The 13,976-nt window shown below is 34.9% G+C and carries 13 protein-coding genes; 1 reads left to right on the forward strand and 12 read right to left on the reverse strand.

Annotated features, from left to right (window positions below):
- Window positions 1–78: 78 nt before the first annotated feature.
- From HUW50_RS21680 to HUW50_RS21690, 3 genes are all read right to left on the reverse strand, one after another.
- Window positions 79–918, reverse strand: a complete 840-nt coding sequence (locus HUW50_RS21680; protein ID WP_066341015.1) for a YitT family protein — start codon at window positions 916–918, stop codon at window positions 79–81.
- A gap of 102 nt (window positions 919–1,020) precedes the next feature.
- Window positions 1,021–1,737 (reverse strand): GntR family transcriptional regulator, encoded by a 717-nt coding sequence (locus HUW50_RS21685; RefSeq protein ID WP_185653239.1) that lies wholly within the window; start codon window positions 1,735–1,737, stop codon window positions 1,021–1,023.
- Between the two features lie 143 nt (window positions 1,738–1,880).
- Complete coding sequence (locus HUW50_RS21690; RefSeq protein ID WP_185653240.1) at window positions 1,881–2,714, reverse strand: sugar phosphate isomerase/epimerase family protein; 834 nt, start codon at window positions 2,712–2,714, stop codon at window positions 1,881–1,883.
- A gap of 304 nt (window positions 2,715–3,018) precedes the next feature.
- On the opposite strand from HUW50_RS21690, the gene HUW50_RS21695 reads away from it, so the two are divergent.
- Window positions 3,019–4,005 (forward strand): SIS domain-containing protein, encoded by a 987-nt coding sequence (locus HUW50_RS21695; RefSeq protein ID WP_066341020.1) that lies wholly within the window; start codon window positions 3,019–3,021, stop codon window positions 4,003–4,005.
- 132 nt (window positions 4,006–4,137) lie between these two features.
- On the opposite strand, the gene cntE is transcribed toward HUW50_RS21695, so the two are convergent.
- The 9 genes from cntE to HUW50_RS21740 all read right to left on the reverse strand — a co-directional run bounded on the left by cntE (window position 4,138) and on the right by HUW50_RS21740 (window position 13,950).
- Entirely contained in the window at window positions 4,138–5,316 is a 1,179-nt protein-coding gene (gene cntE / locus HUW50_RS21700; protein ID WP_066341031.1) for a staphylopine family metallophore export MFS transporter CntE, read from the reverse strand.
- A 186-nt stretch (window positions 5,317–5,502) separates the two neighbouring features.
- On the reverse strand, window positions 5,503–6,249 hold the full coding sequence (locus HUW50_RS21705; protein ID WP_066341033.1) for an ABC transporter ATP-binding protein: 747 nt from the start codon (window positions 6,247–6,249) through the stop codon (window positions 5,503–5,505).
- Window positions 6,236–7,060 carry a staphylopine uptake ABC transporter ATP-binding protein CntD gene (gene cntD, locus HUW50_RS21710; protein WP_066341206.1) on the reverse strand — a complete coding sequence of 275 codons (825 nt, stop codon included), beginning with the start codon at window positions 7,058–7,060 and terminating at the stop codon, window positions 6,236–6,238. Before cntD ends, HUW50_RS21705 begins: the two co-directional genes overlap by 14 nt.
- 3 nt (window positions 7,061–7,063) lie before the next feature.
- Window positions 7,064–7,960, reverse strand: coding sequence for a staphylopine uptake ABC transporter permease subunit CntC (gene cntC / locus HUW50_RS21715; protein WP_066341035.1), 897 nt, complete (start codon window positions 7,958–7,960; stop codon window positions 7,064–7,066).
- Window positions 7,961–8,893, reverse strand: coding sequence for a nickel/cobalt ABC transporter permease (opp1B, locus tag HUW50_RS21720; protein WP_066341037.1), 933 nt, complete (start codon window positions 8,891–8,893; stop codon window positions 7,961–7,963).
- 305 nt (window positions 8,894–9,198) lie between these two features.
- Window positions 9,199–10,815, reverse strand: coding sequence for a staphylopine-dependent metal ABC transporter substrate-binding lipoprotein (gene cntA / locus HUW50_RS21725; RefSeq protein WP_396652652.1), 1,617 nt, complete (start codon window positions 10,813–10,815; stop codon window positions 9,199–9,201).
- A 140-nt stretch (window positions 10,816–10,955) separates the two neighbouring features.
- On the reverse strand, window positions 10,956–12,263 hold the full coding sequence (locus HUW50_RS21730; RefSeq protein WP_185653242.1) for an opine metallophore biosynthesis dehydrogenase: 1,308 nt from the start codon (window positions 12,261–12,263) through the stop codon (window positions 10,956–10,958).
- A gap of 31 nt (window positions 12,264–12,294) precedes the next feature.
- Window positions 12,295–13,089, reverse strand: coding sequence for a methyltransferase domain-containing protein (locus HUW50_RS21735; RefSeq protein ID WP_185653243.1), 795 nt, complete (start codon window positions 13,087–13,089; stop codon window positions 12,295–12,297).
- Between the two features lie 27 nt (window positions 13,090–13,116).
- Window positions 13,117–13,950, reverse strand: a complete 834-nt coding sequence (locus HUW50_RS21740; protein ID WP_066341051.1) for a histidine racemase CntK family protein — start codon at window positions 13,948–13,950, stop codon at window positions 13,117–13,119.
- Window positions 13,951–13,976 lie beyond the last annotated feature (26 nt).

Below are 13,976 nucleotides of genomic sequence, written 5' to 3' on the forward strand. Positions count from 1 at the left end.
CGAGATAACAATTTAGGAATGTTGATAGCTAAACGAGTCCAAATATTCAGATAATAAATGATACGAAATATACTTTATTTATGCTTTCTCGATAGAAAATCCTCCCCCAACAACATCACGAACTTCATGGACGACTACAAATGCTTTTGAATCGATTGAGCGAACAAGCTGTTTTAACTTTGATAGCTCTTGCCGATTAATGACTACATATAGAACTTCTTTCTCTGAACCAGTATATGCACCGCGAGCGTTAAATACAGTTACTCCACGTGCTAAAGAATATGTAATCTCTTTTGAAATCGATTCTGTTGAACCTGAAATGATCGTGACTGCTTTTTGAGTGTCCAGACCCTCAATAACGAGATCAATCGCCTTTGCTCCAATAAATACTGCAACAAGGGTGTACATTGCTTTTTCCTGACCGATCACATAGGTAGAGCCCGCGATGACAATAAGGTCAATAATCAAAATTGTTCTGCTAAGACTCCAGCCAAAATATAATTGCCCAAGTCTTGCGAGAATTGCCGTTCCACCCATCGATCCACCTGCTCGGAAAACTAAGCCAAGTCCACCCCCGACAAAAACACCGGCAAATAAGGCAGCTAATAATGAATCTCCAATTAATGGATCTCCCCAACCTTCTGTGACAAACAGAAAAAATGATGAGAAAATTGTTGCTAACAGCGTATATAAGATCACCTTTTTATCAAGTAGCTTGTAGCCTAGCGCAAACAAAAAACCATTTAAGATTAAGTTGACCACCCCTGGTGACCATTGAAAAAGGTAATACAAAACAATCGTAACACCTATTATTCCACCTTCAGATAATTTATTGGGAATGGCAAAATAATTTATTCCCAATGCATAAATAAAAGAGCCAGCAAGAAGCATGGCTATATTCAATATTTGTGTCCTCATTGTAAAACCTCTCAACGCGAATATGATCACACCGAAACAAATAATAGATAAAGGTAGATAATTTATATCCACCTTTTTCCATAGTTACTACCAACGTACATTTTACTTCAAAATAAATTTATATCCTTCTCCAATAATGTACTGTTTCCCAATATGGACTGGTCGTTCATTTTCATCAAATATGACGGTATCCATATAGAAGAGAGGCTCTCCTGTAGCAACTTTAAGTATTTCTGTTTGATCTTCTGTCGCTCGAACAATCTCCAAAGAAAGTTCGCCTGAATGTGAAGGTATAATTTGATGTTTGTCTTCAAGAGTTTTGTATAAAGACTTCTCTAAGTCCTCACCAAGGAGAAAATTATAGTTTTTATATGAGAAGTAATTATTCTCAAGCATAACAGGTGATTCCCCGCCATACCTCACTCTTTGGATATAGATCATGGCATCATCAACATCGAGCTGAAGCTTTTCTCTATCTCTAGGAGTTGGCTGAATTATTTCTTTTTTAATTACTTTGCTAGTCACTTTTAACCCATTTGCTTTACAAGCCTCTGAAAAGCTAAGAAAGTGAACAATTTTTCTTTCTATCTTAGGTTTACTAACGAATGTGCCCTTCCCTTGCTTTTTAATGAGATATCCTTCCTCAACAAGCTCGAGAATTGCTTTTCTGACCGTTATCCGACTTATCTTATGAATCTCACTTAGTTCAATTTCAGTAGGGATTTTTTCTCCGTATTTTAACTCTCCATTCAGAATTGAGCTTCGAATGGTTTCCTTTAATTGGACATATAATGGAACTTTATCATCTTGTCTTAACATAATTTCACCTATTCTATTTGATAATAGTTATATTATAATGCTTTCATGTAAGTTGTCTCAACTTTAGAGGTACTGATAAGCTCCGAAAAAACATGTGTTAGAAAGCTTTTTTGTACTTATGACTTATTAAATAATAAACTCGTTTAGCCGAATAGACTGGACAACGCTTTCATTGTTCTCTCCATTGCGCCATCTGGATTTTGGACATATTGATAGGATGTATATTCAAGAGAAAGAAAGCCTTTATAGTTAGCTTGATTTAACTGTTTAATATACGTTTCCAACGGTAAAACTCCGTCCCCCCATACAAGATGCCCTTCTGGCTTGCCATCAATAAAATGAATATGAACAATTTCCTCATTCATGCTATTAAAATAATCTGTAAAATCCTCTCCAGCTAACGCCATAGGAATGGTATCAATCATTCCCTTAAGATTTGGATGATTTACACCCTCTAACATCAATTTTAATTGTGATGCATTATGAATGATATTCGTTTCCATTCTTGTCAGCGGTTCAAGTGCCAATGTTAAATCTAATTCTCCAGCAACTTGAGCAAGCTTTTCTAACGATTCTTCTGATCGCTTCCATGCTTCCTTTGCATCTTCATTTTCATATCCCCAACCAGGTGTTACTAAAAGCAAAGGTGAATCTAGTTCTTTTGCCGCCAGAGCTGATTTTTTAAAATAGTCGATACTTTTTTCCCGAATAGCCACTTCTTTAGCAGCAATATTAATTGGATATACACATTGTTCAGGTGTAAAGCAAATGACTGATAAATTTCGTCGATCAATCTCCTTTTTAACATTTCTTATCTCTTGAACACTCATATTTTCTACATAAAAGTGTGGAGATGCACCCCATACCTCAATATTATTCAATTCGTAGCGTACCATTGCATCTAAGAAGTATTCAAAAGGATAATGCTTGTAGTGAAAATTCATTCCCGTCAATTGTCTTCTCGATAATTTTGCCATTTCATAACTCCTCTCTTAAGTTATAAAAATAGTACCTTATTGACCCATACAAACATGAAAAACACCTAAATTATTAGCACTTTATGATAATATAACATTATATTATGTTATAAGTCAATTGTTGCCATTTACATTCGCTCTTCTACCTCAATTTCCTTATATATTGCGAGATTTAGCTGATTCTAGCAAAAAATGAATATGAAAAAATCGTTGACAATATAAAGAAAACAAAATATTATGATGTTATATAACGTATTACCTCGTTATAACGTGTAATAGTTAAAACTAAAGGAGGCAATAAAGTATGGTACATTCTCAAAAGGCTATGAATTCACAAGTTGGCAAGGTGTTAGACCACCTAAAGGGTCGTTCCATTACCCACATCTTTTTTGTTGCATGTGGTGGTTCCTCTGCTGTTATGTATCCAAATAAATACATAATGGATCGTGAAGCAAAGTTTGTTTCTTCAGATGTGTATAGTTCAAATGAATTTATTCACCGTAATCCGAAAAAACTAGGAGAAAACGCCCTGGTGGTTTTATGCTCAATGTCAGGTACCACTCCTGAAACAGTGAAAGCTGCAACTTTTGCAAGAAGTAAAGGTGCAGTAACTGTCGGTTTTACAAATGAAGAAGGTTCACCTTTAGCTCAAGAATCAGAATTTGTTGTGAAATATGAGTGGGGTGACCAAGCAAATGCTATCGATACAAATCTAGGTACGTTATATCAGCTTACAATGGGTGTTTTAAATGTATTAGAAGGAAATAATAAATATGAAAAAATGCTATCTAGCTTAGCAAATCTACAACGAGTGTTTGAAATAGCTGCTAAACAATATGAAGCAAGTGCTCAACAATTTGCCCAAGATTATAAAGATGAGAAAGTCATTTATACAATGGCAAGTGGTGCTAATTATGGAATCGCTTACTCCTTTGCCATCTGTATCTTAATGGAAATGCAGTGGATTCACTCTAATGCGATACACTCAGGTGAGTATTTCCATGGCCCCTTTGAAATTATCGACAAAAACACACCTTTCATTATTTTACTCGGCTTAGATGAAACACGACCATTAGATGAAAGAGCATTGGATTTCTCTAAAAAGTATGGAGAAAAGCTCGTTGTTTTAGATGCAAAAGATCTTGATTTAGATGGAATAGATTCAGAGTTACAGGGCTATGTTGCACCTCTTGTCCTTAACTACGTGCTACGTAAATATGCCGAGAGACTGGCAGATGCTCGCAACCATCCTCTTTCGAAGAGAAGATATATGTGGAAAGTTGAATATTAATCGTTGACCCCTTATCGTTAGATAATAGTTTGCAAAAAAGATGCTCAGTGCAACAGCTCTGAGCTTTTTTCTATATAAATACTTAATAAAAGTAAAATATTAAATTTAACCACAATATAGGATCTTTTCAATTTACCCAACTACTATTTTACGTCGATCATAGGCAAAAAAGATCATCGCTACACTTAGGATAGCACAAATCATGTATATAAATGAGTATGAGAAAATATCAGCCAGCGGCCCCATTATGACACCCCCGAGCGAAACACCTAAATCAGCCATAGCAATAAATAAACCAAGTAACACATTGCGATTCATCTGTGGCAAAACAAAGGTCAGATACGTTGTTAATGTTGGATAAAGGAGGGCCTGGGCTATCCCCATTAAAATGGCACCAACATAGAAAAAAAATGCTCCACCCATAATAGAAAAGCTTACACTTTGGGCCGCCAATGCCAAAATAAACATAGTCCCCATGATAAAAGATGAATGCCATTTTCCATCTGAAGGAATTTTTTTTCTTAACGCAAAACGAGCATAAACTACAGTACCAGCTTGAAGCATGAGATAAATTCCAGCATTACCGGTTTTTAATTGCATCGCGTACAGTGGTATAAAGGTTGTAATAGCCCCGAAGACAGTAGAAGAAACTAACATCAATACGCTGCATTTAAACAATAACGGATTTTTTACTAACTGACTAAATGACTTAAATGTACTTACTCCCTGCTCATTACTTTTTACAGCAAGTTGATCCTTATCCTTTTCCATTTTGGCACTATAGCCAAACACTCCTGTAAAAAGGGCAATTGCTATCATCATTACTGTAAAGTAATCCATTCCCTCTTGCCAAATGCCTAACGCCAGCAATGGGCCAATAATACCCGGTATATATGAAAATAAAGAATAAAGTGAAATGCCCTGAGAACGATCCTTCTCTGGTAGTGCATCAATAATTCCTATTTGTAATGCCATTGAAAAAAAAGCTGTCGATACCCCTTGTAACATACGGGCAATCAAATAACCACCTAATCCAGTAAATGTATATAGTATTAAAGCTATCCCATTGATAATAAGTATAATGCGTAAAATTTTTATTGGTCCGTGCTTTTGAATAATATTGCCTGCCCATGGACGAAAGAACATGGTTGTAAACAAATATGCACCCATGATCAAGCCGATTGTTGTATTGCTGGCTCCTAATGATTCTCCTTGTAAAGGAATAATCACATTTAGTATAGAATTAGCACTAAAATACAGAAGAACCAGCAGATACAAACGTAAAAAAGGCCAAGACATAGCTCCACTCACAATCTTTCTCCTCCTAAAATCGCGTAACAATGACTTTATGTATTAATTTACTCTTTTCGAAAGTCATTCTACTATTCACACAAAATCTGATTATTTTCATATTCACTTTGCTATAAAGACTGTATTTCTATGTAAAATCATTTCCCTCAAATATATCCCTGCCTTGTCTTACTTTATCGTAAATAATTAAAACGTTATTAACGCCTGCAATAATTTTCTTGCGTACTCTGACTGAACGTCCTTTAATTGTTCGATTTTAATCATTTCTTCGATTTGACCATCTCTAAATATAAGGACTCTGTCGCAAATATAGGCAGCAGCCTGTATATCATGAGTAATAAAAATATAACTCATGTTGTAGATTTTTTTTAACTCTATTAACAACTCAAGGACTTGTGTTTGAACAGATACATCTAATGAACTGATTGCTTCATCTAATAAAACACATTTTGGTTCTGTTGAAATGGCTCTTGCAATACACACTCTCTGAACCTCTCCACCTGATAACTCATGAGGATATTTTTCTTTATAGGAAGAACTTAATCCTACTTGATTTAATAGAAGATCAATCTTGCTTTGATGTTCCTTTTTTTCATTATTCTGAATGTTTAATGGCTCCATTATTGCTTCTTCAACTGTAAAGAAGGGATTAATGGAAGATTTATAGTCTTGAAAAACAGCGCTAATATTGCCTAATCTTACTCTTCTATCCTCTACACTCTTTCCTTCAAATAAAACTGTTCCACGATCAGGCTTTTCAATTCCTACTATTAAACGCCCTAATGTTGATTTTCCACTTCCACTCTCTCCGATAATACCGAGACATTCCCCGTCCTTACATTCAAAACTTACATTCTTTAAAACGTTCTGTCTTTCTGTAGAAAACAATCCACCTTTTTTATAGGATTTTTCAACACGATCAACCTTCAGCAACTTTAGCCCCTCCCCTCATAATTTTTTTAAAATTTTCACTCAGGGCTAGTCTAGTAGTCACTAAATATTTTGTATATTCATGTTTCGGTTCTGAAAAAAGGGCTTGTGTACTCCCTCTTTCAACAATTTTTCCATCCTTCATAACTAAAACGTCATCAGCAATTTTTCTTACAACGCCTAAGTCGTGTGAAATAAAAATCATCGAACAACCCATTCTTTCTCGTAATTTAATAAGTTGTTCAATGACCTCAAATTGCGAAATGGTATCGAGCGCTGTTGTCGGTTCATCAGCGATAATAATGTCAGGCTCTAAGACGATTGTCATCGCGATCATAATTCGCTGCAACATCCCACCTGATAACTGGTGGGGATATTTGTTCATAATCTCTTTCGGATTTTTAAGCATGACACTTTCCATGGCATTTTTCATTTTTTCTTCTATTTCGTTTTTATTCCACTCGAAATGTTCAGCAAGTGTTTCCTTTAAATGAACACCAATCACACAAGAAGGATCAAACGCACTCATCCCATTTTGTAGAATCATGCAAAGGCTTCTTCCCCTTTTCTTTCTCATCTCTTTTTCAGGAAGATTGTTTACGTTTTCCCCTTTAAATAAAATGTCCCCTGATTGGTGAAGTGAGGGCCTATTTAATCTCATAATTGCCCTACATGTCAATGACTTACCGCTTCCGCTTTCTCCTACAATTGCCAGACAGCTTCCTTTCTTTAAATGGAATGAACTATTATGAATAATGACATTACCCGTATTAACATCCCATATCTTTAAATTTTTAACTTCTAATAGATTCATCATTTAATTAGCCACCTCTTTTTCTTGAAGCTTAATTTTAGAGAGCGGTAGATTTTCTTGATGCATATTTTTAGAGTTTGCTAATTTAGGATCTAAAGCAACTTGAAGTGCGTCAGATAAAAAATTAAATGCAGATACGACAATAAAAATGGCTAAACCAGGTGCTAACATTAACTCAGGTCTTGTAAACATTACTTCCCTCGCCTCATTTAACATCATCCCCCATTCAGCATTTGGAGCTTGAATGCCTAAACCAAGGAAGGAAAACCCGGATATTTGCAAAATCATGGAACCAATAGCGCTGCTTGATATAACCGCGATATCAGAAAATGTAACAGGAACAATGTGCTTGTATATAATTTTTATATGATTTGTTCCAGAAGCTTTGGAAAATTTCACATAGTCTAATTCAGCATACTGCATCACAGACGTTCTAATGATTCGAGCAAACCATGCCCATTTAATCAGAATAAACGCAATCAATATATTCTCAAGACCCATGCCTAAAATACCAACAATCGCCAATGCCATGACATACCCAGGAAAAGAAAGCATGATGTCACAAGCTCTCATGATGAAAGCATCTACTGTTCCTCTAAAGTATCCTGCTAGAAAACCTAAGATAGCCCCAATCAACACAGATATTAATAATACAACTAAAACCCATAACACGCTGGGACGAATCCCATAAATTAATCTTGATAAGATACATCTCCCTAAGTGATCGTTTCCTAATAGGTATTCCCACGAAAAGCCTGCATATCGAAGGGGCATATTTACTTTATTTGGGTCATGGGGTGCAAATATAGGAGCAAATATTCCAACAATAATAATGACAACAATGACTAATATAGAAATAACAGCTAACTTATCTTTACTTAAATTTTTCAATACTCTCATTTAGAGATCATTCCTTAATTTAGGATTCATCACAGCATTTATAATGTCGGATATCGTATTAAACAATACAAAGGCCACTGCTACTATAAGAACATAAGCTTGGATAATGGGAAAATCTCTGCTTAATATGGATCTAACACTTAGACTTCCTAACCCTGGCCAAGCAAAAACATTTTCTATTACTACTGTACTTCCCAATATAATGGGTATAGCCATACAAAATATTGAAATGGCTACTTGCAATGAATTCCTTAATATATGCAGGGTGATTTTCCTTTCTGTTAAGCCACATGCCCTTCCATACAGAACATAGTCTTCATTTAAATTGCTTAACATCGAACTTCTAACGACCCTAAAATAGATACCTGCATAACTTACAGCTATGACAATAACCGGTAGAATGTAATTTTTATACGACTCCATTCCACTAGTTGGTAATAAATCCAATTTAACGGAAAAATACCAAATCATAAGAGCAGCAAGCCAATAAGATGGCATTGCCGTTAAAAAAAATGAAAATCCTCTTACCGACTTATCAATTAATTTCCCTTCATTCATTGCACAAATAACACCTAATAGTATCGACATTAGGATAATGACAACAGATGAAACGAATGTCAGCTTGAACGTATTTACAAAAGCTGGACCTATTAATGACCAAACTGGTTTTTCTGTCACATAGGAATTCCCAAAATCCAACTGTAAACAAGCAATGACCCAATCCAAGTATCGTATGATAAAGGGTTGATCCATCCCCAACTCTTCTTTCGTTTGAGCTATTAATTCCTCTGTTATTGTTGGAACACCTTGTGCTTGTAATACCACTTCAGCTGGATCTAAGGGAGAAAGATTAATTAACACAAACGTTAAAAATGATATGACTAGGAGTAAAGGGATAGAAATGAACAGCCTTTTAATGATGTAACGTCTCAAAGAAAATCTCCTTTCATTCGAAAAAAACAGCAGAAATTATCCTTTCCAATAAACTGTCAGAACTTTGCTATATGAGATAAGGGTTAAAAAGGGGGAATTCCCCCTTTTATTTAAGGTAAGAAAGTATAGTTTTTGTACTTAGTTTTGGTGTCTAGCTCCAGCGCCTATCGCCTATCAAACTTCAGATCATCTCCCTACGATAAGTCAACATCGGCTCGCTACGCTTACCGTGTTTCCTTTATCTCAGTCGATGCTCCTCCAGTTTGTACGGCGATGATCAAGGCGCTTGCGCTTTTCTTATTCAGTTATTCAAAATTCATTAGTTCAAATGGCAGTTCAAATTGGGTTTGCTTAAATGAAATACCTTTTAAATTTTTTGGTGCCACTACAGTGACGCTTCCATTTGATATTGGGATAAAGACTGCTTCATCGTGGACAATTGTTAAAATATCAGCATATAATGATTTTCGTGTTTCCTCATCGGTGGACACCATAACTTCATCAATCTTCTTGTAGAGTTCATCTGCTTTCGCAATGCCACTTGTAGTATGTAAGTAAGAAGCCTTAGAAGTAAAAGCAGCGATTGTACTTTGTGGATCATATGCTAGTCCCCATGTTTGATTGAATAATAAATCATAATCACCAGTTGATCTTCTATTAGCAATTGAAGTTGATTCCTCACCAATATTCTCCAGTTGAATACCTATCTCTTTTAATGAATGTTGCATAAATTCAGCCTGTGTTTTTTGGGAAGAAGAATTGCTATCATAATAAAGTTTTATTGCTAATTTGTTGCCGTTTTTCGTTCTAACTTCAGCACCATTCCCTAATTGCCATCCGGCTTCTTTTAAGATTTCTTTCGCTTTTTCAACATCGTAGTCTCGTTTCTTCAAATCAACATCTGCATAATTGACGTTAGATGAAAACATTGTATTGGCTATTGTTTCTGTCCCATTTAAAATATCCTTACTAATTGTTTCTCTATCGATAGCGTACCAAATCGCTTCACGAACAGCTGTCTCGTTTACTGGATTATCCAATTTACTACTATTAGCTACGATCATTTTCGTATTCATTGGTTCACTTCTAACGAGTTGATATTCACCAGAATCAACTAATTGATTCATTGCTTCAACATCAAGACTGTCTGCACCTCGATCATCAGTGAAAGCAACGTTTACTTCTCCTTTTTGTAAGGATAAAAATGTCGTTTCCCCTGCAGGAAGAACTTTAGAAGTAATTTTCTTAATCTTAGGTGAGCCACCCCAGTAGTTTTCATTTGCTTCAAAAGTGGCATACTGATCGGTCTTATGTTCTGTAAGAACATACGGTCCTGTCCCGTTGTAACCATTTACACCATCTTTTGTTCCCCCGTCAATAAAATTTTTGGGTGATAGGAATACATAAGGTCTAGTCATAGACAATTCAACTAAAGTTGGATAATATGCTTCTGACAGAACTAATTCAACTGTATACTCATCTACTACATTACAACTCTCGATTTTTGTTGATAGCTTAATCCAAGAATGTTTTTCTGCATTATTTTGAACAGCCTCAATATTTTGCTTCACGGCCTCTGCGTTAAATGGTTCCCCATCATGGAATTTCACATCTTTTCTTAAATGAAAAGTATATACTTTTCCATCTTCTGAAACTTCCCAGGACTCAGCAAGTAAAGGCTTAATTCCATCTTTCGTATTTTCAACTAATGATTCATATATCATCCCTTGAGCAGGCATTGAGCCTGTGTACAAATGAGGGTTCATATCATTAATATCTTTAGCTGATGCATAAACTAATTCTTTTTCATTATTTGTTGAGACCGTATCTTCCTTTACATTACTAGATTTCCCAGTATTTACAGAGCAGGCAACTAGAATAGATAAAACCAAAAAAACGAGAGCCACTAACTTATGTCTAATTAACAATGTACTCTTCTCCCTTTCGTCTTGCTAAATTGAATGTAACTCACTTTTGTCGGCTAGATACGATGAATTAAATCGTAATAATTCCTATTTATATAGTATACTACTCTATTATTTTTAAGATTAGTACTGTTTCATCATCTTGTTCCTATACTTTTTCCAATTCCGTTGCATATCATTTTCAAGTCTTCATCAAAGCTTTGAACGGTAAATGCTTTAGATAGTAATTCACCTTTATGAGATTGAGCAACCTTTTTAATTTTATTCTCATAAGTTTTATTAAACTTGTCTATGGTTGGGCAAGGCGTTTTTGTATATCTTGCAATTCCTTGTATGATTTTTATTCGATAATAATCTTCCTTAGGCATCCTAGGGATATCCAAATACCCTTCCATATTGACGAATATTTTCCTAAATGGAACAGCAGAAAAATCAAAATATTTTCCTTCCTGATCTGGTTCTGAAAAAGGATCGATTAACAGTGCGGTATAGCGTATATACAATAAGTATTCTTGCTGAATAATGTCTAACTGATCGAAATTTTCTATATCATTACGTGATAAACTTTCCAATCTCACCGGATAATTATCATCTGTCATAAATTTAAGTAAATTGATACTTTGTAAGTTCATCTTCCCTAGAACATTCATAATTTCTTTCCATTGGGCCAGCATATCACGAATTAAATATTGGGTAATGGGTCCCTCAGGATAAATTTTATATACATATTTCTTGGTATCTAATTCTCCAAATATTGTACTTAATGAAAAATCATTCATAAACAACGGTGGGTGTACATATAAAGAAATATTTCTTGTCTCAGCCTCAATTGGAGATTTCATAATTTCTAGAGTAATACCTAGTTGTTGATATAACTTACATAGTCTGTTGGCATTTTTAGACGGATAGTGTGTGGAGCCTATATAAATCTTTTTCTTTACTGCTGTTGTTAATACATGATTAAGTGGTCTGTCGTCCGTCCATCGTGTATCACCAAAATATGTAGAAAAACTAATAATTTCCGCATCTGAATTAAGATGGCTCATATAATTACTTATTAAGCTATTCGATCCAAAAGTCGGAGAAATTAAAACAATACACCTTACTTGTTTTAAAAACCTATCATTGATTTGTTTTAATACTTCGATGTAGGCATCCGTGGTTACAGAAAGAATAATAGTATCCCAGTCACCCTTAATTGTTCCATATCCATTAAAAACTTGATCAACGAAGCATTCACCTTCCATACTTCGATGCTTTTCATTTTGAACGCTTACACGAATTAGTTGGTCACTTCGCTTAAGCTCCGCAAAGACTTTTTCTGAACGAATAGATTCTCTTCCGGCAATTCCCACATAACAATTCAATTTCTTTTTAAAATTTACAGCAAGTTGGATTGATGTAGGACCAGTTCCTAACAATAAGACTCTCTTAAACTCACTCATAAAGGCCTCACTTTCTTTCAAACTAAGTAAGTTATGCTTTTTTATACAATGCTATATCAAATACATGATCAGGTCGTAATATCTTTTCAACTTGTCTCCACTTTTGCCCATCCACCTCTCTCGATGGGTAATTAAATAAGGACTTCAACTGATCACCATATCTCATAGCAACAACTACATTTTCATTCGTCAATATGTGTAATTGATCCAATATCTCATATTTACTTTCAACAGTTGAACTAAAAATGATATGGGTCACATCTTTTGTATAATTAAGATTTTCTACTAATGCTTTTTCTAATCTGATATTTAATCCAGCTCCCAATCTTTCTACAACGTTTCGTCCTAGATTAATGGCTTCATCATCTATATCTATTCCTACAACCTCTGCTCCTGTTCGCTTCGCAATTAACAGTGGTGTCATTGGAAATGAACCAGAACCTACTAATAATACTTTTGATTTGGAAGTAACTCGGAAACTTCCGAATTCTTTTTCAATGCACGATTCTATATTTTGGAAGTAATCAGTCATTTCGACATTTCCATTCTGCAACTTGAATGCACGATATTTTTCCATAATAGCAACACAAAGTGCAGATTTTTTTCTTAAACCCACTACAAGTTGATTCAAATCACTAGATTCCTGTCGTTCTAGTTGTTCCCAAGCTTCTTTATTCCTGTCGTCTGTAATGAATTTTGAATAAGCATCTATTAAACTCCCTAACTCTGAACAATTATTGATTGTATGATCGTATCTTCTTGATAAATCATCAAATTTTTCTAAAAACTCACTTAAATGTTCTTGAAAAGTTATTACAGTATTCATTCAATTCACCCCAACACAGTATTTTAACTAAACATCTATAAAAGCTTTGCCTTGTGCTACTATTCCGACAGATCCTTCAATCCTAAGACTTGTTAATTCTTCTTTATAACAAGTAGCAGCTACATTAATAATGCCACCTGGTTGCCTGATCTTAGCAACAATCTCTCCTTTATTTTTCCAAGCTAGATAAGCTCCTAAGGAGGCCGTACCTGAACCACACCCCCTTTCCCAAATCATGCTATCTAGATGTGTGACATATATAAGAGGAGCCAATTCATGAGATTTAGATTTATATAATAGAATGCCGATTAAATAAGAACCTAAGGTTACTCCAAGCAACTTTGCTAATGATTGCGCTTTTTCCCTCTCTGTCTTACTAAATTCCTCGACTTCAATCACAATATGTATAAACTCATGGTATCTTACGATAACGATATTCAAATCGCTGCCATCATACTTTATTGTTCTAGTTTCTATCCTCTTAGGAAAAGGCATAGTAACTTGACAGTAATATTCATCTAAATTTCGTTTCACTTGACACATTATTAAATTATCTGTGCCTGAAACTTCTAATAATATTTCCGTCAAATCGTTTAGCTTTAATCCGTTTTCAGATGCAATATAAGCAGCCAATGCCATACAAGCATTACCACAAAACTCACCTCCAGCCATCTGTAGATATGCAGCAGCTTTATTATTTATCGGTTTTTCTATAAAACCTACTTGTTCAGCATATACGTTGTCATATGACATTATTTTCGAAGCAATGTGACTATACTCCTCAACTGGATAATTAGTTTTAACAAGGATCGTCATATTTTGTGTTGGATTAAATTTTATAAAATCTATTTCCTGTTTCATCACAACTATCCTTTACACTTATATTT

The sequence above is a fragment of the Metabacillus sp. KUDC1714 genome (assembly GCF_014217835.1).
GTDB lineage: Bacteria > Bacillota > Bacilli > Bacillales > Bacillaceae > Metabacillus > Metabacillus rhizosphaerae.